Source organism: Thermus sp. 2.9 (assembly GCF_000794385.1).
Lineage (GTDB): Bacteria > Deinococcota > Deinococci > Deinococcales > Thermaceae > Thermus > Thermus thalpophilus.
Map to the genome: position 1 here is coordinate 1 of NZ_JTJB01000001.1, position 23672 is coordinate 23672.

Sequence of the window (23672 nt, forward strand, 5' to 3'; positions counted from 1 at the left end):
GGGCCTCGGTTCTCGCCGGGGAAAGCCGCGCTTGCCCATGGCGCTGAGATGCATACTGCAGGCGAAGTTTGCAAGGTAAGCCCGGTCTGGGTTCCCGGACCAGGGAAGCCCGAGAAGGCTAAGGGTCGCCTTGCTAGGCTAGAGGCATGCGCGGGCTTTTGGTGAGGCTACTCCTCAACACCCTGGCCCTTTGGCTCGTGACCCTCCTTTACCCGGGGGTCCGGTTTGACCCGGGGGCGGGGCTTTTGGACTACCTGGTGGCGGGGGCTATCTGGGGGTTGGCCAACGCTCTTCTAAGGCCCATTCTTCTCTTCCTCACCCTGCCTTTGAACCTCCTCACCTTGGGGCTTTTCACCCTGGTGGTGAACGGGGCGGTGCTCTACTTGGTGGCGGAGGTCACGGCGCTTTCCGTGCAGGGCTTCGGCGGGGCCTTGGTGGGAGCTTTGATCCTCTCCTTGGTAAGCCTCCTCCTCAACTGGCTCTTCCGGGACTAGCGGTTTTCCGTCACGTAGCGGGATAGCTCCCCGATGAGCACCTCCTGCTCGCTGATGATGGCCTTCACCACGTCCCCGATGGACACCACGCCCACCACCTTGCCCGCTTCCACCACGGGCAGGTGGCGCACCCGGTGCTCGGTCATGAGGCGCATGGCCTGGGACAAGTCCGCCTCAGGGGGGATGGTGATGGGGTCTTGGGTCATCACCTCCCCCACCCGGGTGTCCTTGGAGAAGCGGCCCAGAAGAACCAGCTTGCGGGCGTAGTCCCGCTCGGAGAAGATGCCCAGAAGCCGCTCGCCTTCCATGACCAAAAGGGCCCCGATGTCGTGCTCGGCGAGCTTCCGCAAAGCCTCCAGCACCGTGGCCTCGGGGTGGATGGCGTAGACCTGGCTCCCCTTGTGGAGCAACACCTGGCGTACCGTCATGAACCCCCCTTTCCCTTTAGGGGTTCATTATACCAAGGGGGCCTAAACCTTATCGCACGGTGAGGACGGGGCCCACGGCGTGGCGCACCACGTACTCCGCCGTGCTCCCCAAGACAAGGCGCCGCACCGGGGCCCCGAGGGCCAAAAGGTCCTCCGGGCCCTGGAGGGCGAGGAGGTGCTCCGCCGGGTCACCGGAGAAGGCCAAGGCCTCCGTGGGAAGGCCCTGGTCCTTGAGGTACGCCTCGGCCTCGAGGGCCCAGGCCGAGGCCTGCACCGGGTCGTCGTGCACGCTCACCACCCGCACCGCTAGCCCCAAGGGCTTGGCCAAGGCCGCCAGGGTGTGGAGAGCGCGCACGGCGCTTTCCGAGGCGTTGTAGCCCAAAAGGGCCCCCGTGAGCTCCACGTATTCCACGGGAGCCACCAAGACCGGGGTGGGGGAAGCCCTCAGCACCCGGTCCACGGTGCTCCCTAGGCCGGCGAAGCTTCCCCCGTGGGCCTCCCCGCTCCGCCCCAAGACCAGGAGATCCGCGGTTCGGGCGTGGCGCAGGATCACCTCGTGGGGAAGCCCGGTTTCCATCAGGGTTTCCACGGGGATCCCCGCCTCCTTGGCGCTTTTCGCCAGGCGCGAGAGAAGGGCTTCCCCTTTGGCGGTGAGGGCCTTTTCCAGCTCCTCCCGGTAAGCGGGAACCGGGATGGTCAGGGCGCCGAAGTCCAAAAGCTCCGGCACCCGCACCAGCCGCACGTCCCGCACGAAGAGGATCAGGAGCTTGGCGCCAAGCTTGTAGGATAGCCACTCCGCCAGCACCTCCGCCCCCCGGGCCTGGGGGGAACCATCCGTGGCCAAGAGGATTCTCATAAAGCCATCTTACGCTTCCTGAGTCCTCACCCCCCGCACCCTCCGGGCGAGCTCCCAAGCGGGCAGGAGCAAAGCCCCCAAGGCCAAAAGAACCGGCATCACCCCCAGGCGCTCAATCAGGTGGCCGATGGGGGCGTAAAAAAGCCCGGCGAAGCCCCAGGTGAAGCCCATGAGGAGGCCGGAAACCGTGGCGGTCTGGGTGGGCTCCAGCTCCTGGGCCAGGGCCACCGCCACGGGGATGCCGGCGTTCATCAAGGCCCCCGTGACGGCCAGAAGGAGGAGGTAGAGGGGGTTTTCCGGGGGCAAGAGAAGCAGAGCCAGGTAAAGGGGAAGGCCGAAGCTCAAGGTGCCCACCAGCACCCTTTTGCGCCCGAAGCGGTCGGATAGGGTGCCGCCCAGGAAGGCCCCTAAGGTGGCGGAAAGACTATACGCGGAAAGGCTGAAGGCGGTGTAGGCGTCGGAAAGCCCCCGGGTGGCGTACCAGTAGGGCAAGGTGGTGGAAAAACTCATGAAGACCAGGCTCCGCAAGGTGGCCATGCCCCAAAGCCGGGCCACGTCCCCCCGGAAGACCCGGAGGAAGTCCTTAAGCCCGGCGGGCTTCCCCCGCCCCTTGACCGGGGGCAGGCGGAGGAGGAAAAGGGCCGGGATAAGGGCCAAAGGGGTGAGGAGGATGAGCCCTTTGAGCCCCAAGGCACCCACGGCGAAGAGGGCCACCATGGGCCCCAGGGAAAGCCCCAGGTAGCCGGCGGAGCCGAAAAAGGATAGCCAAAACCCCCGCCTTTGGGCCGGGGCGAACTCCCCCACCAGGCTGGCCCCCGAGGCGTGGAAGAGGGCCGAGCCGAGCCCCGCCACGCCCAGAACCAAGAGCAAAACCTCAAACCTAGGCCAAAGCCCTAAGGAGCCCATTCCCAAGGCCACCAGCACCGGGCCCAAGGCGGCGAGGAGCCTCCGGTCCACCCGGTCGGCCACCAGGCCGGCGAAGGGCTGGAGGAGGCTTCCCGTGAGGGAGTAAGCGGAAACCAAAAGCCCCGCGGTGCCCAGGCCCACCCCGAAGTGGGCCATGAGCTTGGGCAAGAGGGGGGTGAGGAAGTTGGAGAAGAGGTCGTTCACCGTGTGAAGCCAGGCAAGGAGGAGGGGCAACACCCCTCCATCCTAAACCGGTTTCTCACGGGGAGTGTGCTAAAATCCCTTCGTGCTACGGGCTTTCCGGGGTCTAAAAAGAAAAATGGCGCGCCCGAGAGGACTCGAACCTCTGACCTTCGGCTCCGGAGGCCGACGCTCTATCCAGCTGAGCTACGGGCGCACTCAGCGGGAGCTATCCTAGCACGCACAGGAGGAGGCGGTCAAGTGTTTGGCATCAACAGACGGATCATCACCATCCTCTTCGGTTTACTGGCCTTGGCCTTCGCCGTGGGGGCCATCCTCCTCTTCACCCCAAAGGCGGGGCAGCAGGCGCGGGGCAAACCTGTGCTCTGGGTAAACGGGAAGGCGGTCTACGAGCTGGACCTCCTTAGGCTCCAGGGGAACGACCCCCTCTACGCCGCTAACCCCCAAGGGCTCTTGAAGACCCTGGTGGACACCCACTTCCTGGAGCAGGTGATCCTCACCGAGGCCCTGAAGCAGGATGCTGCCCGCGTCCGGGTGGGGAGCGCCGAGGTGCGCAAGGAGGTGGACCGGATCCGGGAGCAGTACGGCCTGAAGGATAAGAAGGCCTACGAGCAGTTCCTGAACCAGATCGGCTTCACGGACGCGGAGCTCAGGGGAGAGATCAAGACGCAACTCCAGATCCAAAAGCGCCTGGAGCAGATCCGGTCCAGCGCCAAGCCCACCCCAGAAGAGGCACGTTTCTACTTTGAGGTCCACCAGGAAAACTACAAGGGCGAGCCCCGGGTGAGGGCGCGGCAGATCGTTTTGGACGACAAGAAGCTGGCGGAGGAGGTGGCCGCCAAGGCCAAGTCCGGGGAGGACTTCGCCGCCTTGGCCAAGCAGTACTCCAAGGTGGGGGCGGAGCAGGGGGGCGCCTTGGGGGCAGGCCCCGGGGAAAGCGAGCCCAAGCCCGTGACCAAGGTGGTCTTCCCCGAGAAGGTGGCCGAGGCGGTCTTCGCCCTCAAGGGCCCGGGTCTGGTGGGGCCCATGGAAGCCGGGGGGCGCTACTACCTGGTGAAGGTGGAGGAATACCTCCCCGCCAAGGCCCCGAGCTTTGAAGAGGTCAAGGATCAGGTGGAGAAGGACGCGGCGCAGGCCAAGGGGAACGGGGCCCTCGAGGCCTACCTGGAAGAGCTCCGCAAGAAAGCCCAGGTACGCTTCGCCGAGGACAGCCCCTACACCTACCAAAACCCCGTGGTGGCCACGGTGAACGGGAAGGAGATCCTCCTTTCCCAGGTGCTCCAGCCCGTCTTTTCCAACCAGCAGACGGCGGCGCTCATTCAGCAGGGCCTGGGGGAGCTGGCGGTGCAGTTCTTCCTGCCCCAGACCCTGGAGAGCCTCATTGACCGGGAACTCCTGGTGGAAGAGGCCAAGAAAAGCGGCCAGCCCTTCATCGGCAGCAAGGACGAGATCGCCCAGGCCTACGTCCTTTACGCCACCCGGGACGTGACCGCCACGGAGGAGGAGGCCAGGCGCTACTATGCGGAAAACCCCGCCCTCTTCACCGTGCCCGCCAGCGCCGAGGTGGTGGGGGTGGTCTTCCAGAACGAGGCCAAGGCCAAGGCCTTCCGCGAGGCCGCCCTGAGGGGCGGGGACCTCCAGGCCCTGGCCAAAGCCCAGGAGGGAACGGTGACGGAGTACGGCACCGTAAACCCCAACCAGCTTCCCGCCGTCCTGGACCGCCTGGTCTTCAAGGTGAAGGAAACCTTCCCCAAGGGGCCTTTGGGCGAGGTGAGCGAGGTGGTGAAGCTGGAGGACGGCACCTTCGCCGTGCTCCTCGTTAAGAACCGCCAGGCGGAGGTCCTAAAGCCCTACCCCCAGGTGGCGGAGGAGGCCCGGGAAGGGATCATCGCCCGGAAGCGGCAGGCCAAGGCCCAGGCCCTCATCCAGGACCTGAGGAAGGGGGCTAAGGTGGAAAACCGCCTGAGCCAGGTCCTGGCGGAACTCACCCCCAAAATGGAGGAAAAGCCCAAGGAGGCTCCCCAGGAAACCCCCGCCAAGCCCTAGGCCCTTGGGCACGGCATGGGGGGAGGCCTTTGGCCTCCCCCTTTAAGATGGGGCCATGGACCTTGTGCAACTCCTCACCCTGTATTATGAGGAAATCCCCGACCCGCAAGACCCCCTAAAGCGGGTGGCCTTCGGCACCAGCGGCCACCGGGGAAGCAGCCTCAAGGGCACCTTCACCGAGGCCCATGTCCTCGCCATCGCCCAGGCCATCGCCGACCTCAGGGCCTCCTTTGGGGCCACGGGGCCCCTCTTCCTGGCCAAGGACACCCACGCCCTCTCCACCCCCGCCTGGGCCACGGCCCTGGAGGTCTTCGCCGCCAACGGGGTGGAGGTGTTCGTGGAGGTGGGGGAGGGCTACACCCCCACGCCCTTGGTTTCCTTGGCCATCCTGGAGCACAACGCCCGCCACACGGCCAAGGCCGACGGGGTCCTCCTCACCCCAAGCCACAACCCCCCCGAGGACGGGGGCTTCAAGTACAACCCCCCCACGGGCGGCCCCGCCGACACCCGCCTCACCAAGGCCATTGAGGCCCGGGCCAACGCCCTTTTGGCGGAGGGGCTTAAAGGGGTGAAGCGGATCCCCCTCAAAGCGGCCAAGGAACGGGCCAAGCCCTTTGACTTCGCCGGCCTTTACGTGGAGAAGGTGAAGGAGGCGGTGGACCTCGAGGCCATCCGGGCAAGCGGCCTCAGGATCGGGGTGGACCCCCTGGGAGGGGCAAGCCTCCAGGTGTGGGAACGCCTGGCGGAGGCCTACCGCCTGAACCTGGAGGTGGTGAACCCCACCCTGGACCCCACGTTCCGCTTCATGCCGCCCGACCACGACGGCAAAATCCGCATGGACTGCTCCAGCCCCTACGCCATGGCGGGGCTTTTGGCGCTGAAGGAGCGGTTTGACCTGGCCATCGGCAACGACCCCGACGCCGACCGCCACGGCATCGTCACGCCCCGGGGCCTCATGAACCCCAACCACTACCTGGCGGCCGCCGTCCACCACCTCTACACCACCCGCACCTGGCCGGGGGCCAAGGTGGGCAAGACCGCCGTGACCAGCGCCCTTCTGGACCGGGTGGCCCAAGCCCTGGGCCGGGAGGTCTACGAAACCCCCGTGGGCTTCAAGCACTTCGTGGAGGGGCTTTTGGCGGGCTGGCTCGGCTTTGGCGGGGAGGAAAGCGCCGGGGCGAGCTTCCTGCGCTTTGACGGGAGGCCCTTCACCACCGATAAGGACGGGATCCTCTTGGGGCTTCTCGCCGCCGAGCTCCAGGCCAAGCGGGGCGAGGCCCCCGACCTCGTCTACGAGGCCCTCGCTCGTTCCTTGGGCCGCCCCTTCTACGCCCGCAAGGACATTCCCATGAGCCCGGAGGCCAAGGCCCGGCTGGCCCGGCTATCCCCGGAAGCTCTTGGGGAAAGGATCCTGGCGGGGGAGCCCATCCTCGAGGTCCTCACCCGCGCCAAAGGCAACGGCGAGCCCCTGGGGGGCCTCAAGGTGGTGACCCAAAGCGCCTGGTTCGCCGTGCGGCCGAGCGGCACCGAGGACGTGGCCAAGGTCTACGCGGAAAGCTTCAAGGATGAGGCCCACCTGGAGGAGGTCCTCCGCTCGGCCCTCGCCCTTTTGGAGCGGGCCCTGGCCTCCTAGCCCTTCACCGCCCCCGCGGTGAGGCCCGCCACGATGCGCCCCTGGAAGATGAGGACCAGAACCACCAAGGGGACCGTGACCACCACGCTGGCCGCCATGATGGAGCCCCAGGGGATCTCAAAGGGGGTGGCCCCGCCGAAGCTGGCGATGGCGGGGGGAACGGTCTTCACCGCGTCCCCCACGGTGAAGGTGAGGGCGAAGAGGTACTCGTTCCAGGCGGCGATGAAGGCCAAAAGCCCCGTGGTCACCAGCCCAGGCCCGGTGAGGGGGAGCATCACCTTTAGGAGGGTCTGCAAGGGGGTGGCCCCGTCCACGTAGGCCGCCTCCTCCAGCTCCCGGGGAAGCCCCCGGAAGTAGCCCACCAGCACCCAGACCGTGAAGGGCAGGGTGAAGAGGAGGTAGGTGAGGATGAGGCCCAGGTGGGTGTTGAAAAGCCCCGTCTGCCTCAGGAGCATGAAAAGCCCCCCCAGCACGGAGATCTGGGGAAACATGGTCATGGCCAAGACCAAGTACAAGACGGCGTTCTTGGGGGGGAAGGGAAGCCGGCCCAGGGCGTAGGCGGCCAGAACCCCCAGGACCAAGGAGAGCAGGGTGGCACCCCCGGCCACGATGAGGGAGTTCAGCAGGTTGCGGCCGAAGTTGGCCTGAAGGAAGACGTTCTTGTTGTGATCCAAGGTGAAGGGAATGGGCAAAAAGCTGGGGTCGGGGGAAAAGAGGGCATCCGAGGGTTTAAAGCTAGAGATCACCGCCCAGTAGAAGGGAAAGACGCTATACACCACCACGAAGACCACCAGGAGGTAGAAAAGCCCCCGGTTGGCCGCGCGCCAAAAGGCCTTCACTTGAGGGCCTCCTTTCCGATGGTGCGCATGTAGAGGATCACGAAGACGAAGATGAGGGCCAAAATGGCCACGCTGATGGCCGAGCCGTAGCCTAGGTCCTGGAAGTCAATGAGGGTCTGGCGGTTGTAGATGGCCAGGGAGCGGGTGGCGGGGTTGGCCCCGCTCATGACGAAGATCACGTCAAAGACCCGAAGCGCATCCAGGGTGCGGAAGATGAGGGCCACCACCAGGGCGGGGGTGAGGAGGGGCAGGGTGATGGTCCAAAACTGCTGCCAGCGGGTGGCCCCGTCTATGCTGGCCGCCTCGTAGAGCTCCTCGGGGATGAGCTGGAGGCCCGCCAGGAGGAGGAGGGCCATGAAGGGGGTGGTCTTCCACACGTCCACGGCGATGATGGAGGGGAGGATGAGCTCGGGGCGGGCCAAGAAGGCCACCTTCTGCGACAGGAGGCCAAGCTTGACCCCGATCACGTTGATGACCCCGTACACGTCGTGGAGCATCCACTGCCACATCTTGGCGGAAACCACCGTGGGGATGGCCCAGGGGATGAGGATGGCGGTGCGCACCAGGCCCCGGCCCCGGAAGTTGGAGTGGATGACGAGGGCGATGGCCAGGCCCAAGAGGGTTTCCAGGCCCACGGAGATCACGGTGAACTTCAGGGTGTTCCAAAGGGACTGGCGGAAATCGGGGTCCTGGAGGAGGAATCGGTAGTTTTCCAGGCCCACGAACACGGGGGGCTCCACGAAGGCGATGTCGGCCTTGAAGAAGGACCAGTAAAAGACCTGGGCCAAGGGGTAGCCCGCCACCAGGACCACCACCAACAAGGTGGGAAGGACCAGGAGCCAGGCCAGGCGGACCTGCCTTTGGGTGAGCATGGCTTTAGGGTAAACCCGGGGGGCTCACCGCCCCCCGGGAAAGGGGTTTTTTACCGCAGGATGCGGCGCAGGCGGGCCTCGAGGTCCCGCACCGCCACCTCGCCCGTCTTCCGCCCGGTGAGGGCGCTATGCACCTCGGTCCAGATGGCCTCGGAAACCTGGTTGTACCTGGCCCCGGCCACATCGGAGGGGCGGGAGACGGCGTTTTGGAAGACGGGAAGGAGGCTACGGAACCAGGGGTTTTTGGCCAAAACGTCCCGGTCGGTGTAGAGGGCGGGCCGGGTGGGAAGCCGGGAAAGGCGCACGGCGTTGTCCTTCTGCACCTCGTAGGAGGCCAGGTACTTGACCAAGTCCGCGGCCTCCTTGGGGTAGCGGCTGTAGGCGGAGACCATAAGCTGCCAGCCGCCAGGGTGGCGGCGTTGGGGGCGTCGGCGGCGCCTTGGGCAGCACGGTCACGGCGAACTTGCCCCGGATGGGGCTCCCCTCCGCCTGGCCCAGGGCGTAGGCGTAGGGCCAGTTGCGCATGAAGAGGGCGTTGCCCTGCTGCCAAACGTTCCTGGCTTCCTCCTCGGCGTAGGAGGTGACCCCCTGGGGGGCGATGGTGCCCACGTAGCGCCGGACGGTGTTCAAGGCCAAGGCGGCCCGGCCGTTGTTCACGCTGATGGTGCCGTCGGGCTCTATGATGCGCCCGCCCTTGTGGGAGTAAATCCACTCTAGGGCGTCGCAGGTGAGGCCCTCGTAGGGCTTGCCCTGGAAGACGAAGCCAAAGAAGTCCCGGTTGCCCGCCCGCCGCTCGCCCTCCATGACCTTCTGGGCCATCTGCTCCAGCTCGGCCCAGGTGCGGGGCGGGCTTTTGTAGCCGTATTTCTGCAAGAGGTCGGTGCGGTAGTAGAGGATGCCGGCGTCGGTGAAAAAGGGGATGGAGGTGAGCTTGCCGCGGATGGTGTTGTTCTGGACGATGCGGGGGAAGAACTCCTTGAGCTCGGCCTCGCTGAAGTACCCCTTCAGGTCCAGGGCGTGGGGGGCCACGATGCCCGGCCAGATGACGTCAATCATGTAGACGTCCACGTCGGGGCTTTTGGCCGCCCAGTACTGCTGGTAAAGGGCCAGGCGGTCGTTGGTGTCCGCGGGGGAGTCAATGTACTCCACCCGGGTGCCCGTCTTCTTCCCCCAGGCCTCCACCATCTCCTTCATCCAGCGGCCGCCCTCCCCCACGGCGGTGGAGTCGCCCGCCACCCGGATGACGGGCCCGGCCTGGGCCCGCACCACCGCCGGGCCCAGCACCAGGCTCGCCGCCAGGCCCACCCCTGCCTTCTTAAGAAACTCCCTGCGCCTCATACGAAACCTCCTATGGAAGCTTTTCCAGGGTGGATTTTACCCCCCACCCCCTGCCCCTGTCAACCAGCTGTGGGCTTGCCTAGTAAATCGCCTTGTACCCCGGAGGAGGGGGGAGGAGGGAAAAGAGAACCCTGAGGCCATAAGCCAAAAGCTCCAAGAACGCCCGCACCATCGCCGTCTTGGGCTTCCTTTCCGCCAAATACCCACCCCTAAGCCCCGTCTTCATCCCCCGCTCCCACCGCACCAGGGCCAGGAGCCGGCTATGCCCCCGCACCCGCCGCACCTCCTCCCCCCTGCGGTACCGCAGTACCTGGTCCTTGCTCCGGTAGCTCAGGCCGGTGGTGTCCATGAGGTAAAGGGGGGGTCGGGGTCTTGGTGTGCGAGGTGGGCCTCCACCTCCTGGGCGAGGCGGAGGCGGTGGGTGAGGACCTCTTTGGGGCTTGGTTCTCGCCGGGGAAAGCCGCGCTTGCCCATGGTGCTAGGATGTATACCGTAGACGAGGTTTGCAAGGCAAGCCCACCAGCTGTGGGCTTGCCCCAGACTTGACCGCTATACAAGCCTTGAGGTAGCCCTAACCCCGCGCGAGGTACTGGCCCAAGTCCCCGACCCCGGGGCAAGAATCGGCAATACCCCCTGTGGAGCCCGTTGGCCCTCATCACTCCTGGCCTTCCTTCGCCGCGTGGACTCACTTCGCGGCGTGGCCTGCTTCGCCCGCGCCAACCCCCCGGGGCACCACGCCATCGCCTCCCTCCTCCCCCGCCTGGGCCCCAAAGGCCTGCAAAAGACCCTCCTCTCCCTCTTCCCCAAAGCCCAACTGGATGCAGTGTGGGTGGTGGACGGGAAGACCCTAAGGGGGAGCCGGGAGGGACAATCCCCCCAGGTGCGGCTCTTGCGGGTCTTGGCTCCGCACCCGCGGACCACCCTGGCTTAGGCCCAGGTGGAGGGACGGGCGATCTGCCGGGATGGTCGTTTCCTGGCGAGGAAGGATCAGAGCGAGAACTCCTAGACAGATAGACAGAATCGGGGTAGGGGGATAAGGGGGTGCTATCCTGAACCTTAATGCGGCCGGGGCTTTCCGCAAAAAGGCTGGTGGTCAAGGTGGGAAGCGCGGTCCTGGCGGGGCCTGGGGGGCTGGACCTAGGCGTCATGGCCGAGCTCGCCCGCCAGGTCTTGGCCCTGAAGGCGGCGGGGCGGGAGGTGGTCCTGGTTTCCTCCGGGGCGGTGGCGGCGGGGATGTCGGCCACGGGGCTTCCCCGCCCCCAGGACATGCCCTTAAAGCAGGCCCTCGCCGCCATCGGCCAACCCCTTCTCATGGCCGCCTGGAGGGAGGCCTTTCGGGGGGTTCCCGTGGCCCAGGTTCTGCTGACGGCGGAGGACTTGGCCTCCCGGGAACGCTACCTGAGCGCCAAGGCCACCCTGAAGGCCCTTTTGGACCTGGGGGCCATCCCCGTCATCAACGAGAACGACACCGTGGCCTTCCAGGAGATCCGCTTTGGCGACAACGACCAGCTTTCCGCCCGGGTGGCGGCTTTGGTGGAGGCGGGGCTTCTTCTCCTCCTTTCCGACGTGGACGCCCTATACGAGGAGGACCCGAAGCAAAACCCCGAGGCCAAGCCCATCCTCGAGGTGCTAGACCCCACTTCCGTTCTGCGGCACGCTGGGGAGGGAAACCCCTTGGGAAGTGGCGGCATGCGCTCCAAGCTCCTCGCCGCCCGGCTTGCGGGGTGGGTGGGCATCCCCACCCTTCTTCTGCCCGGGAGGCGGCCCGGGGTCGTCGTGGAGGCCTTGGAAGGGAGGGCGCTTGGCACCTACTTCCACGCCCAAAGGCGCTACCGGGGGCAAAGGGCCTGGCTTTACGGCCTCCTGCGCCCCAAGGGGGAGCTCGTTTTGGACCAAGGGGCGGTGCGGGCCCTGAAGGAGCGGGGGGCAAGCCTCCTTCCCGCCGGGATCAAGGAGGTGCGGGGGCGGTTCGGCCGGGGCGAGGCGGTGCGCCTCCTCGCCGAAGGGGGGGAGGAGGTGGGGGTGGGGCTTGCCAACTACGCCGCCGAGGAGATCGCCCGGATCAAGGGGCGAAAGAGCAGCGAGATTGAGGCCATCTTGGGCTACCGCTACACCGAGGAGGTGGTCCACCGGGACCACCTGGCTCTAAAGGAGGAAGCATGACCTTGGGGTTGAGGGAACTGGCGGAAAGGGCGAAGGCCAAGTTGCCCCTCCTCGCCAAGGGGAGGCGGGACGAGGCCCTTTTGCGCATGGCGGCGCTTCTTTCCGAGCGCTGGCCGGAGGTGCTACGGGCCAACCAGATGGACCTGGAGGAGGCGGAAAGGGCGGGGCTTCCCAAGGCCAAGCTGGACCGGCTCGCCTTAAAGGAGAAAGACCTCAAGACCCTCACGGAGGGCCTCAGGCAGATCGCCGCCCTGCCCGACCCCTTGGGCCGGATTGAGGGCTTAAGCAAGCGGCCCAATGGCCTTAGGGTGGGCCGGATCCGGGTGCCCTTGGGCCTTATCGGCTTCATCTACGAGGCGCGCCCGGGGGCCACGGTGGAGGCGGTGGCCGTGGCCTTGAAGGCGGGAAACGCCATGCTCCTAAGGGGCGGCAAGGAGGCCTTCCGCTCCAACCGGGCCTTGGTGAGCCTCTGGCACGAGGCCTTGCGGGAAGCGGGGCTTCCCGAGGAGGCGGTCTCCCTGGTGCCCACCACGGACCGGGAGGCCATTTTGGAGATGTGCCGCCTGGAGCTTTTGGACCTCCTCATCCCGAGGGGAGGGGAGGAGCTCATCCGCCTGGTGCAGAAAGAGGCCCGGGTGCCCGTCCTAGCCCACGCCAAGGGGGTGAACCACCTCTACGTGGACGAGAAGGCGGACCTTTCCATGGCCCTCCGCCTGGCCCTGAACGGCAAGACCCAGCGCCCCGCCGTGTGCAACGCCCTCGAGGCCCTCCTGGTCCACGAGAAGGTGGCGGAGGCCTTCCTGCCCCTTCTGGAAGGGGCCATGCGGGAAAGGGGGTGGAGCTTCGGGCCTGCCCCCGGGCCCTTCCCCTCCTCAAGGAGGCGGTGCCCGCCCGGGAGGACGAGTGGGACCGGGAGTACCTGGACCTCATCCTCCGGGTCAAGGTGGTCTCGGGCCTGGAGGAGGCCTTGGCCCACATCGCCCGCTACGGCTCCCGGCACACGGAGGCCATCTGCACGGAGGACCCCAAGGCGGCTTGGCGCTTTTTGGAGGAGGTGGACGCCTCCTTGGTCCTTTGGAACGCCTCCACCCGCTTCAACGACGGCTTTGAGCTAGGCCTGGGGGCGGAGATCGGCATCAGCACCTCCAAGCTCCACGCCTACGGCCCCATGGGCCCCCTAGAGCTCACCACCTTGAAGTGGGTGGCCCTGGGGGAGGGGCAGGAGAGGGCTTAGGCGTTCCCATGGGCGGGGAAAGGGGGTGGGCGGTCCGGGCCCTTGGGGAGGTGGGCCGTTACGGGGAGGTCCAAGCTGCGGTCTACCGGGGCCTTGGGGCGCTGGACCCGGAGGGGGTGGTGTTCCCTGTTTAGGCGGCTCTTGGCCCTCTACACCGAGGCCCACGTTCCTTTCTTCGCCGCCGCCCTCGCCTACTACGCCCTTCTCTCCCTCATGCCCCTTCTTTTCCTCCTGGTGGGGGTTTTTGGCCTGGTATTGGCGGGGAACCCCCTTTGGCAAAAGGAGCTCCAGGAAGCCCTGGAGGGGCTCACCTTGTCCCTTTTCCCCGCCCGGCCCGAGCTCGCCCAGGACCTCCTCCGCTTCCTTTCGCAAAGCGCCTTTCCCCTCACCCTGGGAAGCGGCCTCCTTTTCCTTTGGTCCGGGAGCAACTTCTTCGCCGCCCTGAGCTACGCCTTGGGCCTCCTCTTCGGCCGGCCCCCGGGGGTGCGTCACCGGCTTTTAGGCCTTTTCATGCCCTTTCTCCTCGGCCTCGCCCTCATCCTCCTCTCCCTTTTGGGGTTGGCCCTAGGCTTTTTCCTCCGCTACCTGCCCCCGGCCTGGCGGGGCCTTTTGGGGCCTTTGGAGCTCCTCCTACCCCTCTTTGCCGCCTTTTGCCTCTTCCTTCTGACCTACGCCTTTTTCCGCGGGGTGCGGGGCCTACGGGACCTCCTTCCCTTAAGCGTGGGGGCGGGGATGGCGGCCCTCCTCTTTGAGGGGGTGCGGCTTGGGCTTCCCGCGCTCCTTCCCCGCTCCCAGTACGAGCTCCTCTACGGCCCCCTGGCGGGGTTCGTCCTGGCCCTCCTCGGGCTTTACCTGCTCCTCCTTTCCCTTCTCCTTGGGGCCTTGGCGGCCCGGGTCCTGGAAGACTAGCGCCTTTTCCCCAGGAAGCAAAAAGGGGTAAGATGGGGGCATGCGCCCGGCCAGGCTAGCCCCCTAAAGGGAAGGGGCCTGGCCGTCCCCTTCCCTTACCGGGAAGGGTTTTTTTTGAGGAGGCGAACATGGAGAAGTACAACCCCCACGCCATAGAGCCCAAGTGGCAACGCTTCTGGAAAGAGAAGGGCTTCATGAAGGCCAAGGAGGAGCCGGGGAAGCGGGGCAAGCAGTACGTCCTGGTCATGTTCCCCTACCCCTCCGGGGACCTGCACATGGGCCACCTGAAGAACTACACCATGGGGGACGTCTTGGCCCGCTTCCGGAAGGTGCAGGGCTACGAGGTCCTTCACCCCATGGGCTGGGACGCCTTCGGCCTGCCGGCGGAAAACGCCGCCTTGAAGTTTGGGGTCCACCCCAAGGAGTGGACCTACCAGAACATCCGCCAGGCCAAGGAGAGCCTGGAGCTCATGGGCATCCTCTACGACTGGGACCGGGAGGTCACCACCTGCGAGCCCGACTACTACCGCTGGAACCAGTGGATCTTCCTCAAGATGTGGGAGAAGGGCCTGGCCTACCGGGCCAAGGGCCTTGTGAACTGGTGCCCCAAGTGCCAGACGGTCCTCGCCAACGAACAGGTGGTGGAGGCGGCGTTGCTGGCGGCACGAGGACACTTTGGTGGAAAAGCGGGAGCTGGAGCAGTGGTACCTGCGCATCACCGCCTACGCCGACCGGCTCCTTCGGGACCTCGAGGGCCTGGACTGGCCCGAGAAGGTGAAGGCCATGCAACGGGCCTGGATCGGCCGCTCGGAAGGGGCGGAGATCCACTTCCCCGTGGAGGGGCGCGAGGAGAGGATCACCGTCTTCACCACCCGCCCCGACACCCTCTTCGGGGCCACCTTCATGGTCCTGGCCCCCGAGCACCCCTTGACCCTGGAGCTTGCCGCCCCCGAGCGCCGGGAGGAGGTCTTGGCCTACGTGGAGGCGGCCAAGCGCAAGACGGAGATTGAGCGCCAGGCGGAAGGGCGGGAGAAGACGGGGGTTTTCCTGGGGGCCTACGCCCTTAACCCCGCCACCGGGGAGCGGATCCCCATCTGGACCGCCGACTACGTGCTCTATGGCTACGGCACCGGGGCCATCATGGCCGTGCCCGCCCACGACAGCCGGGACTACGAGTTCGCCAAGAAGTACGGCCTCCCCATCAAGAAGGTGATTGAACGCCCCGGCGAGCCCCTTCCCGAGCCCCTGGAGGGGGCCTACGAGGAGCCGGGCATCATGGTGAACTCCGGCCCCTTTGACGGCACGGAGAGCGAGGAGGGCAAGCGGAAGGTCATCGCCTGGCTGGAGGAAAAGGGCTTGGGTAAGGCCCGCATCACCTACCGCCTGCGGGACTGGCTCATCAGCCGCCAGCGCTACTGGGGCACCCCCATCCCCATGGTCCACTGCCCCGCCTGCGGCGTGGTGCCCGTGCCCGAGGAGGAGCTTCCCGTCCTCCTGCCCGACCTCAAGGACGTGGAGGACATCCGCCCCAAGGGAAAAAGCCCCCTGGAGGCCCACCCCGAGTTTTACGAGACCACCTGCCCCCGGTGCGGAGGCCCCGCCAAGCGGGACACCGACACCATGGACACCTTCTTTGACAGCTCCTGGTACTACCTGCGCTACACCGACCCCAAAAACGAGCGCCTACCCTTCGCCCGGGAGAAGGCGGACTTCTGGATGCCGGTGGACCAGTACATCGGCGGGGTGGAGCACGCCGTGCTGCACCTCCTCTACAGCCGCTTCTTCACCAAGTTCCTCCACGACCTGGGCATGGTGGGGGTGGAGGAGCCCTTTAAGGGCCTCTTCACCCAGGGCATGGTCATGGCCTGGACGGACTTCGGCCCGGTGGAGGTGGAAGGGGATCGGGTGCGCCTGCCCGAGCCCACCCGCATCCAGCTGGAGATGGCCGAAAGCGAGCTCTCCCTGGAGGACGTGAAGAAGATGGGGGCCGAGCTCAGGCCCCACAAGGACGGCACCCTCCACCTCTGGAAGCCCGCGGTGATGAGTAAGTCCAAGGGCAATGGGGTCATGGTGGGGCCCTTCGTGAAGGAGGAGGGGGCGGACATCGCCCGCATCACCATCCTCTTCGCCGCCCCGCCCGAGAACGAGATGGTCTGGACCGAGGAGGGGGTGCAAGGGGCCTGGCGCTTCCTGAACCGGGTGTGGCGGCGGGTGATGGAGGACAAGGAGGCTCTTTTGGCCACCACGGGGAAGTTCCGGAAGGAGGACCTGGAGGGGGAGGACAAGGCCCTTTATGGGAAGCTCCACGAAACCCTGAAGAAGGTGACGCAGGACCTCGAGGCCCTCCGCTTCAACACCGCCATCGCCGCCCTCATGGAGCTCCTGAACGCCCTTTACGAGTACCGCCGCCAGCGGCCCGTGACCCCGGTGTACCGCACCGCCGTCCGCTACTACCTGCAGATGCTCTTCCCCTTCGCCCCCCACATCGCCGAGGAGCTTTGGCACCAGTTCTGGCCCGATAGCCTCTTTGAGGCGGGCTGGCCTGAGCTGGACGAAAGCGCCCTGGAGAAGGACGTGGTGGAGGTGGCGGTGCAGGTGAACGGGCGGGTGCGGGGCACCATCCGGATCCCCAAGGACGCCCCCCTGGAGGTGGCCTTGACGGAGGCCAAAAAGGTCCCCAACGTCCAGGCCCACCTGGAGGGTAAGGAGGTGGTGAAGGAGATCTACGTGCCGGGGAAGATCCTCAACCTGGTAGCGCGCTAAGGGTAAGGCCTAGGCGGGTGGGCACCACCTGGGCCACCTCGCCCTGGGCGGGGGTGAGGAAGAGGCCCTCGCCCTGGGCAGAGGCTAAAAGCCGCCCGTAGCCCAGGAAAAACCCCTCAGCGTCCAGGAGGCCGTAAAGCCCTTCCGGCTCTAGGGAGTGGGAGAGGGGCAGGACCCTGGGCCTCGCCTCCTGGAAGTGGGCAAGGAGGCGCTCCAAGCGGTTTTGCCGCCTGGCTTTGGCGCTTTTCCGGCGGGCTTCGGGCAAGGGGGGAACGAGGCGCACCTTCAGGTCCTTGCGCCAGGCGAAGGCCCGGTAAAGCGCTTCCGAACCCAGGACGAGGACTTCCGCCGGGCTTAGGGCCTCCGCTTGGAGGAGGCGGAACTCCGGGTCCAGAAGCCCGTCCGTGTCCGCCACCGCCGGGCTTCCCCGGGGGATGAGGCGGGCTAGGCGTAAAGCCCCCACCACCGCCCGGGCCGTGGCCCCGGCGGGGGAAGTGGCCCCCAGGAGGTAGCGGCGCACGGGGGTGAGGACGCCTTCGCGGTAGCGGAAGAGGGTGAAGGTTCCCGGAAGCGCTCCTTGCCCCGGGTCCAGGTCCAGGAAGTAGGCCTCCCCGAGCCTTTCCAGGAGCCGATGGGCCAAGGTGGTCTTGCCCACGTCCGTGGGGCCTACGAGGAGGAGCACGAGGAAAACTCTAGCACCCCTTTGTGGTCTGACGCCTTTTTGCGGATTCGCAAGAAAGTGATATACTTGGCGCACCATGGAGCTCTGGTTTGAGGAAACGGGGGAGGAGCGGCAGGTCCTGGGGCCCTTCCGGGAGTTCCTGAAGGCGGAGGTAGCCCCGGGGGCGGCGGAAAGGGACCGCACCGGGGCTTTTCCCTGGGAGCTGGTGCGCAAGCTGGCGGCCTTTGGCGTCTTCGGGGCGGTGGTGCCCGAGGCCTATGGGGGGGCGGGGCTCTCCACCCGCCTGTTCGCCCGCATGGTGGAGGAGATCGCCTACCACGATGGCTCCCTGGCCCTCACCGTGGCGAGCCACAACTCCTTGGCCACGGGGCACATTCTCCTGGCGGGGGACGAGCGGCAAAAGGAGACCTTCCTTCCCAAGCTGGCCTCGGGGGAGCTCCTTGGGGCCTGGGGCCTCACCGAACCCGGCTCGGGTTCGGACGCGGCGGCGCTCAAGACGCAGGCAAGGAAGGTGGAGGGGGGCTTTGTCCTCAACGGCACCAAGCAGTTCATCACCCAGGGGAGCGTGGCCGGGGTCTACGTGGTCATGGCCCGCACCGACCCCGCCCCAAGCCCCGAGAAGAAGCACCTGGGCATCTCCGCCTTCGCCTTTTTCCGCCCGGAGAAGGGCCTGAAGGTGGGGCGCAGGGAGGAGAAGCTGGGCCTAAACGCCTCGGACACGGCGCAACTCCTTTTGGAGGACCTGTTTGTGCCCGAGGAGGGGCTTTTGGGGGAGCGGGGTAAGGGCTTTTACCACGTGCTCCAGGTGCTGGACGGGGGGCGGATCGGCATCGCCGCCATGGCGGTGGGCCTGGGGCGGGCCGCCTTGGACTACGCCCTGCGCTACGCCAAGGAGCGGGAGGCCTTCGGCCGGCCCATCGCTGAATACCAGGGGGTTTCCTTCAAGCTGGCGGAGGCGGCCACGGAGCTGGAGGCGGCGAGGCTTCTTTACCTGAAGGCGGCGGCCCTCAAGGACGCTGGGCGGCCCTTTACCCTCGAGGCCGCCCAGGCCAAGCTCTTCGCCAGCGAGGTGGCGGTGAAGGCCTGCGACGAGGCCATCCAGATCCTGGGGGGCTACGGCTACATCAAGGACTACCCCGTGGAGCGCTACTGGCGGGACGCCCGCCTCACCCGCATCGGCGAGGGGACGAGCGAGATCTTGAAGCTCGTCATCGCCCGGCGTCTTCTAGAAGCGGTGTGAAGGTGAGGGACTGGGGGGCCTTGAGGGCGAGCTGTCCGCAGGCCGCCCCCACGTCCTGCCCGCGGCTGAAGCGGATGGAGGTGGGCACCCCCAGGCGCTTTAGCTCCTCGGCGAAGGCCAAAATCCCCGCCTTGGGCGTCCCCTCCACCGGGGCCCCTTCCCAAGGGTTAAAGGGGATGAGGTTCACGTGGGCGCTGATCCCCTTGAGGAGCTTGGCGAGGAGCCTGGCCTGCCAGGGGTGGTCGTTGAGGCCCTTCAGGAGGGTGTACTCAAAGGTCACCCGGCGCTTGGTCTTGGCGTAGTAGTGGCGCACCGCCTCCATGATTTCGGCGATGGGGTAGCGGTGGGCCGTGGGGATGATTTTCCGCCGCGTCTCGTCGTCGGGGGCGTGGAGGGAAAGGGCAAGCCGCACCCCCAAATCCTCCTCCGCCAGGCGGTAAATCCCCCGGGGGATGCCCACGGTGGAGAGGGTGATGCGCCTTGGGCTCATGGCGAGGCCCTTGGGGTGGAGCATGACCCGCACCGCTTTTAGGACGTTTTTGAGGTTCAGAAGGGGCTCCCCCATGCCCATGAGGACCACGTTGCGGATCTCCCGGGGGGAGATGCCCTGGTGGTGAGCGATGGCGAGGAGCTGGTCCAGGATTTCCGCCGCGGTGAGGTTGCGGCCAAAGCCCAAGGCCCCGGTGGCGCAGAAGGTGCACCCGGCGGGGCAGCCCACCATGCTGGAGAGGCAGACGGTCTTGCGGTTCTTGTAGGGCATGTAGACCGCCTCGGTCTTCTTCCCGTCCAGGAGGGTGAAGAGGTACTTCACGCTCCCGTCACGGCTCGGGTAGGCCTCCACCAAGGCGAACTCCGAGAGGCGCCACTCCCTGGCTAGGGCTTCCCGCAGGGCCTTGGGCAGGTCCGTTATCTCGGCGAAGTCCCGCACGCCCCGGGCATAAAGCCAGTGGGCGATCTGGGCCTTGCGAAATCCCTCGCCGGGGAGTTCTTCCGGGGACAATTCTAGGATTGGCTTCATGCGACTCCCTCGTAGATGGCCTCGAGGCCGAGGGTTCCCTCCAAGCAAGGAAGGGTGAAGGCCTCCTTGAGGGTTTCTTCCCGGAAACCCTCCGGGGTTCTTCGGTAGAGGACACCTCCCCGTCCCTCGCTTTCCAGGATCAGGTAACCCTGGAGGCTTGGCAGGCTGAGGTAGCGGGAGCGCTTTTCCCTTTTGTCTTGGGCTTCCGTGCCCCGGGAGAGCACCTCCACAACCAGGCAGGGGGCGGTCTCGTAAAGGGGGTGGGCTTTGGGGCCGCACACCACCATGACGTCCGGGTAGTAGAAAGTGTCTTCGGAAAGCTTAAGCCGGGCGGTTTCGCTATAGACCCTGCAGCCCTTGGCCCGGGCCAGCGGCTTTAGAAGGGCTACCAGATTGGTGACGATGAGGTTGTGGTCCAGGCTGGCCCCGGCCATGGCGTAGGGGTAGCCCCCCAGGAGTTCATGCCGGATGGGGCTCTCTTCCTCCAGGGCCAGGTACTCCTCCTCGGTGAGGGGGTGCAGGGCCCGCTCGGTCATCCCCCCATTATAGCTAGCGGAGGCGGCCGTAGCCCAAAAGGAGCCCAACCAGAAGGAGGAGGAGTCCCAAGGGCCTGGGCCTGGCCAGAAGGCCCAGGAAGCCACCAAAGAGGAGAAGACCAAGCCCCACCCGGCCCCTTCCTTCCCGGAAGGCCCTCCCCGCCAAGAAGCCCAGGAGGAGGGGAAGGGCGAAGAGGACGAGGAGGAGAAAGCCCGCCAGGAGGGTGAAGGAGGTCAAAGGCGGTGCTCCTCCGGGGCGGAGCCCTCCACCCAGAAGCTCCCGTCCTGGCGGTACTCTTTTTTCCAGACGGGGAGGATCTCCTTCACCCGGTCAATGGCGTACTGGCAGGCGGCGAAGGCCTCCTTGCGGTGCCGGGCCGAGACCACGATGGCGATGGAGGCTTCCCCCGGGCCCACCCGGCCCAGGCGGTGCCAGAGGGCCACCCGGCCCAAGGGCCACCGCTCCCGCATCTCGGCGACCACCTGGGCCATGACCTTTTCCGCCATCCCCGGGTAGGCCTCGTACTCTAGGTAGGCCACCTCCTCCCCCCGGTTGGGGCTCCGGGTGGTGCCCAGGAAGCTCACCACCGCCCCGTACTCGGGGGCCGTGGCCCAGTCCACCAGGGCCTTTAGGTCCAAGGGGCCCTGGGTGAGGCCGAAGGAGTCCTGGCCCCCGGACACGGGGGGCAAAAAGGCCACCTCGTCCCCTTCTTTTAAAGGGGTTTCCGCCCCGGCGAGGGCCTGGTTCACCGCCGCCATGCCCCCGGAGAGGGAAAGGCCGGGGAAAAGCCTTTCTAAAGCCTCCTTCGCCTCCTGGACCCGGGCCCCTTCCGGCAGGTCCAAGGGAAGGCGGTCCGTTCCCGCCCGTTCCCGGTACAGGGCGAAGAGCCTCACCTCAACCCGCATGGCCCCCAGTATAGACCTGGGAAAGGCCCAGGGCCACGGAGAGGGCCTCGGGGTAGCGCATGCGCATGGGACCGATGAGGGTGAGCTCCCCAAGCCACTCCCCCTTCTGGAAGCCCGCCTGCACCTGGGCCAGCCCCTCCACCTCCCCCACGCGCACGTCCACCCGGCCCGGGGGGGTGAGGACCTCCCCGTCCTCGGCCTCGTAGAGCCTAACTAGGCGTTCCAGAAAGCCCGGGTCTTGGGCCTCGGGCTCCTTTAGGGCCTCGGCGAGGCCTTCCCGGTAGGAGAGGGAAAGCCCCACGTTTAAGGCCCGGACCAGGTGGGCGAAGAGGTCTTCTAAACCTCTGGGAGGCGGGGGGAGCTCGGAAAAGGGCCCCGCCAAGACCGTCTCCGCCTCCCTAAGCCGCTCGGGGGAAAGAGCGAGGGGAAACCGCGCCTCCCTTACCCGCCCCCCCTCCAGAACGAAGACGGCCAAGGTGCCCTCGCCCAAGGAGGAGAGGTGGACCTGGAGCACCTTGGGGGTCTTGCGGGGCCGGAGGCGCAGGAGGGCAGGGTAGCCGGAAAGCCCCACCGCCACCTTCACCAAGAAGGCCTCGGGCTCCTTGGCCCCAGAAAGGGCCCGCTCCAGGCGCTCCCGGACGCTTTCGGGCAGGGGTTTGGGGGGGAGGAGGGAGAGGGAGTACTGGCGGAAGCCCTGCCGGGTGGGCACGCGGCCGGCGGAGGCGTGGGGCTTGGTGAGGTAGCCCATCTCCTCGAGGGCGATGAGCTCGTAGCGGGCCAGGGCGGGGGAAAGCCCAAGCCCCTCGGCCAGCCTGGCCGAGGGCACCGGGGCTTGGGTCTTGATGTATTCCTCCACCAAGAGGTGAAGGATGGCCCGCTGCCGCGCCGTCACACCCTTATTTTACCGGGGTGACCGCCGCCTCGTCCTCTTCCCCGGTGCGGATGCGGTAGACCTTCTCCACCGGGATCACGAAGACCTTGCCGTCCCCCACCTCCCCGGTGCGGGCCGCCTTGAGGATGGCCTCCACCGTGGGCTTGACGAAGGGTTCGGAAACCCCGATCTCCAGGCGCACCTTCTCGTGGAGCTCCATCTTCACCGTGGTGCCCCGGTAGGTTTCCACCTTTTCCGTTTCCCCGCCGTGCCCCTGGACCCGGCTCAGGGAAAGCCCCCGCACCTCGGCCCGGAAGAGGGCTTCTAGGACCTCTCCCAGCTTCTCCGGGCGGATGATGGCCACGATGAGCTTCATGCTTTACCTCCCAGGGGCTTGAGGGCGGGCGGGGAAGCCTCGGAGAGCACCAGAATGGCCCCTTCCCCGCTGGCGTAAGCCTCTTCCCCGTGTTGGGTCACGTCCAGACCCAAGCCCTCCTCCTTGGGGCTTGCCCGCAAGGGGGTGAGGAGGGCCACCAGCTTCAAGAGGACAAAGGTGCCCAAGGCGGAGTAGCCCACCGCGGCCAGGACCGCCAACGCCTGGACGCCGAGCTGGGCGGGGTTGCCGAAGAGGAGGCCATCCGCCACCCCGTTCCAGGCCTTTTCCGCCAGGACCCCCGTGAGGAGGGCGCCGGTGATGCCCGCCAGGCCATGGGCTCCGAAGACGTCCAGGGAGTCGTCCAGCCGGGTTCTAGGCCGGTAGAGGAGGAAGAAGTAGCTGGGTAAGGCGGAAACCGCCCCCAGGAGCAAGGCGGAAAGGGGCGAAATGAGGCCCGCCGCTGGGGTGATGGCCACCAGGCCCACCACGATGGCCGTGGCCAGGCCCACCGCCGTGGCCTTGCCCGTGCGCAGGAGGTCTAGAAGGGTCCAGACGGCCAGGGTGGCCGCGGGGGCCAAGAGGGTGTTGACGAAGGCCAAGGCCGCCGCCTCCCCCGAGGCGAGGGCGCTACCCCCGTTGAAGCCGAACCAGCCAAACCAGAGGAGCGCCGCCCCCAGGAGGACGAAGGGCACGTTGTGGGGCAGGATGGCCTGCCGCCCGTAATCCTTGCGGGACCCCAGGACCAAGGCTCCCACCAAGGCGGCGATCCCGGCGTTGATGTGCACCACGGTTCCCCCGGCGAAGTCCAGGGCCCCCAAGGCTCCCAAAAACCCCCCACCCCAGACCCAGTGGGCCAAGGGGGCGTAGACCAAAAGCCCCCACAGGGTGAGGAAGAGGAGGAGGGCGGGAAAGCGCATCCGCTCCACCAAGCCTCCCGTTAAGAGGGCGGCGGTGATGATGGCGAAGGTGCCCTGGAAGGCCATGAAGAGGAGGTGGGGGATCTCCCCCTTGGCCGCCAGGTCCACGCCCCTTAGCAGGGCGTGCCCCAAGCCTCCAAGCCAGGGGCTTCCCTCGGCGAAGGCCAGGCTGTAGCCCAAAAGGGCCCAGCCCACCCCCACGAAGCCCAAGGCGGCGAAGCTCATCATCATGGTGTTCAAGGCGTTCTTGGAGCGCACCAGCCCCCCGTAGAAGAAGGCCAAGGCCGGGGTCATGAGGAGGACCAGGGCGGTGGACACCAGCATCCACGCCGTGGCCGCCTTGTCCACGCCTTCCGCCCAAGCCAGCCCTGAAAGCCCGATCACCACCAATCCCCAGAAGGTCCTGTGCCTTTGCATGGCCACCCCCTCGAGGGTGAGGCTAGC

The 23672-nt window shown here is 66.8% G+C and carries 21 protein-coding genes, 1 tRNA gene and 4 pseudogenes; 10 read left to right on the forward strand and 16 right to left on the reverse strand.

Annotated features, from left to right (window positions below):
* Positions 1–146 precede the first annotated feature (146 nt).
* The gene (locus QT17_RS00005; protein ID WP_039454881.1) at positions 147–494 is read left to right on the forward strand and encodes a phage holin family protein; all 348 of its coding nucleotides are present in this window, start codon (positions 147–149) and stop codon (positions 492–494) included.
* On the opposite strand, the gene QT17_RS00010 is transcribed toward QT17_RS00005, so the two are convergent.
* The 4 genes from QT17_RS00010 to QT17_RS00025 all read right to left on the reverse strand — a co-directional run bounded on the left by QT17_RS00010 (position 491) and on the right by QT17_RS00025 (position 3081).
* Positions 491–922, reverse strand: a complete 432-nt coding sequence (locus QT17_RS00010; RefSeq protein WP_039454885.1) for a CBS domain-containing protein — start codon at positions 920–922, stop codon at positions 491–493. The genes QT17_RS00005 and QT17_RS00010 overlap by 4 nt on opposite strands.
* A 49-nt stretch (positions 923–971) precedes the next feature.
* Positions 972–1778: a universal stress protein gene (locus tag QT17_RS00015; protein ID WP_039454888.1), complete on the reverse strand. Its 807-nt coding sequence runs from the start codon at positions 1776–1778 to the stop codon at positions 972–974.
* A gap of 9 nt (positions 1779–1787) precedes the next feature.
* On the reverse strand, positions 1788–2921 hold the full coding sequence (locus QT17_RS00020; protein ID WP_039454889.1) for an MFS transporter: 1134 nt from the start codon (positions 2919–2921) through the stop codon (positions 1788–1790).
* 83 nt (positions 2922–3004) lie between these two features.
* Positions 3005–3081, reverse strand: a tRNA-Arg gene (locus QT17_RS00025).
* A gap of 44 nt (positions 3082–3125) precedes the next feature.
* On the opposite strand from QT17_RS00025, the gene QT17_RS00030 reads away from it, so the two are divergent.
* Positions 3126–4931, forward strand: a complete 1806-nt coding sequence (locus QT17_RS00030; RefSeq protein ID WP_039454890.1) for a peptidylprolyl isomerase — start codon at positions 3126–3128, stop codon at positions 4929–4931.
* A 55-nt stretch (positions 4932–4986) separates the two neighbouring features.
* Positions 4987–6564: a phosphoglucomutase gene (locus QT17_RS00035; protein WP_039454891.1), complete on the forward strand. Its 1578-nt coding sequence runs from the start codon at positions 4987–4989 to the stop codon at positions 6562–6564.
* Here QT17_RS00035 and QT17_RS00040 read toward each other — a convergent pair.
* The 4 genes and pseudogenes from QT17_RS00040 to QT17_RS00055 all read right to left on the reverse strand — a co-directional run.
* A complete protein-coding gene (locus QT17_RS00040; RefSeq protein WP_039454893.1) occupies positions 6561–7403 on the reverse strand; it encodes a carbohydrate ABC transporter permease in 843 nt (280 codons plus the stop codon). The genes QT17_RS00035 and QT17_RS00040 overlap by 4 nt on opposite strands.
* On the reverse strand, positions 7400–8275 hold the full coding sequence (locus QT17_RS00045; protein ID WP_039454895.1) for a carbohydrate ABC transporter permease: 876 nt from the start codon (positions 8273–8275) through the stop codon (positions 7400–7402). The genes QT17_RS00040 and QT17_RS00045 overlap by 4 nt, the downstream gene beginning before the upstream one ends.
* Positions 8276–8325: 50 nt before the next feature.
* A pseudogene (locus QT17_RS00050) lies at positions 8326–9613 on the reverse strand (extracellular solute-binding protein).
* A gap of 79 nt (positions 9614–9692) precedes the next feature.
* Positions 9693–10016: pseudogene (locus QT17_RS00055) on the reverse strand (hypothetical protein); the annotation flags it as partial.
* 276 nt (positions 10017–10292) lie between these two features.
* On the opposite strand from QT17_RS00055, the gene QT17_RS14110 reads away from it, so the two are divergent.
* The 6 genes and pseudogenes from QT17_RS14110 (at position 10293) to leuS (ending at position 16682) form a co-directional block, all read left to right on the forward strand.
* Positions 10293–10544, forward strand: coding sequence for a hypothetical protein (locus tag QT17_RS14110; protein ID WP_235283670.1), 252 nt, complete (start codon positions 10293–10295; stop codon positions 10542–10544).
* 128 nt (positions 10545–10672) lie between these two features.
* A complete protein-coding gene (proB, locus tag QT17_RS00065; protein ID WP_039454903.1) occupies positions 10673–11776 on the forward strand; it encodes a glutamate 5-kinase in 1104 nt (367 codons plus the stop codon).
* Positions 11773–13010, forward strand: a pseudogene (locus tag QT17_RS00070) (glutamate-5-semialdehyde dehydrogenase). Before proB ends, QT17_RS00070 begins: the two are co-directional and overlap by 4 nt.
* A gap of 8 nt (positions 13011–13018) precedes the next feature.
* Entirely contained in the window at positions 13019–13144 is a 126-nt protein-coding gene (locus tag QT17_RS14660; RefSeq protein WP_255347406.1) for a hypothetical protein, read from the forward strand.
* Entirely contained in the window at positions 13137–13919 is a 783-nt protein-coding gene (locus tag QT17_RS00075) for a YhjD/YihY/BrkB family envelope integrity protein (protein WP_039455459.1), read from the forward strand. Before QT17_RS14660 ends, QT17_RS00075 begins: the two co-directional genes overlap by 8 nt.
* A 128-nt stretch (positions 13920–14047) precedes the next feature.
* A pseudogene (gene leuS / locus QT17_RS00080) lies at positions 14048–16682 on the forward strand (leucine--tRNA ligase).
* Here the strand turns inward: leuS and QT17_RS00085 are convergent.
* Entirely contained in the window at positions 16663–17364 is a 702-nt protein-coding gene (locus tag QT17_RS00085) for a Clp1/GlmU family protein (protein ID WP_039454905.1), read from the reverse strand. The pseudogene leuS and the gene QT17_RS00085 overlap by 20 nt on opposite strands.
* A gap of 76 nt (positions 17365–17440) precedes the next feature.
* Between QT17_RS00085 and QT17_RS00090 the strand changes: the two genes are divergently transcribed.
* Positions 17441–18604 (forward strand): acyl-CoA dehydrogenase family protein, encoded by a 1164-nt coding sequence (locus QT17_RS00090; protein WP_039454910.1) that lies wholly within the window; start codon positions 17441–17443, stop codon positions 18602–18604.
* Here QT17_RS00090 and rlmN read toward each other — a convergent pair.
* Genes rlmN through QT17_RS00125 form a run of 7 tightly spaced genes read right to left on the reverse strand, consistent with a single transcriptional unit; the run spans position 18573 to position 23645 of the window.
* Complete coding sequence (rlmN, locus tag QT17_RS00095) at positions 18573–19622, reverse strand: 23S rRNA (adenine(2503)-C(2))-methyltransferase RlmN (RefSeq protein ID WP_039454913.1); 1050 nt, start codon at positions 19620–19622, stop codon at positions 18573–18575. The two genes, QT17_RS00090 and rlmN, sit on opposite strands and share 32 nt — an antisense overlap.
* Positions 19619–20158: a Uma2 family endonuclease gene (locus tag QT17_RS00100; RefSeq protein ID WP_039454916.1), complete on the reverse strand. Its 540-nt coding sequence runs from the start codon at positions 20156–20158 to the stop codon at positions 19619–19621. The genes rlmN and QT17_RS00100 overlap by 4 nt, the downstream gene beginning before the upstream one ends.
* A gap of 13 nt (positions 20159–20171) precedes the next feature.
* The gene (locus QT17_RS00105) at positions 20172–20396 is read right to left on the reverse strand and encodes a hypothetical protein (protein ID WP_039454918.1); all 225 of its coding nucleotides are present in this window, start codon (positions 20394–20396) and stop codon (positions 20172–20174) included.
* Positions 20393–21064, reverse strand: a complete 672-nt coding sequence (locus QT17_RS00110) for a molybdenum cofactor biosynthesis protein MoaE (RefSeq protein ID WP_039454921.1) — start codon at positions 21062–21064, stop codon at positions 20393–20395. The genes QT17_RS00105 and QT17_RS00110 overlap by 4 nt, the downstream gene beginning before the upstream one ends.
* The gene (locus QT17_RS00115) at positions 21054–21956 is read right to left on the reverse strand and encodes an HrcA family transcriptional regulator (RefSeq protein WP_039454924.1); all 903 of its coding nucleotides are present in this window, start codon (positions 21954–21956) and stop codon (positions 21054–21056) included. The genes QT17_RS00110 and QT17_RS00115 overlap by 11 nt, the downstream gene beginning before the upstream one ends.
* Before the next feature lie 4 nt (positions 21957–21960).
* On the reverse strand, positions 21961–22311 hold the full coding sequence (locus QT17_RS00120) for a P-II family nitrogen regulator (protein ID WP_039454925.1): 351 nt from the start codon (positions 22309–22311) through the stop codon (positions 21961–21963).
* Positions 22308–23645: an ammonium transporter gene (locus QT17_RS00125; RefSeq protein WP_039454927.1), complete on the reverse strand. Its 1338-nt coding sequence runs from the start codon at positions 23643–23645 to the stop codon at positions 22308–22310. The genes QT17_RS00120 and QT17_RS00125 overlap by 4 nt, the downstream gene beginning before the upstream one ends.
* Between the last annotated feature and the right edge of the window lie 27 nt (positions 23646–23672).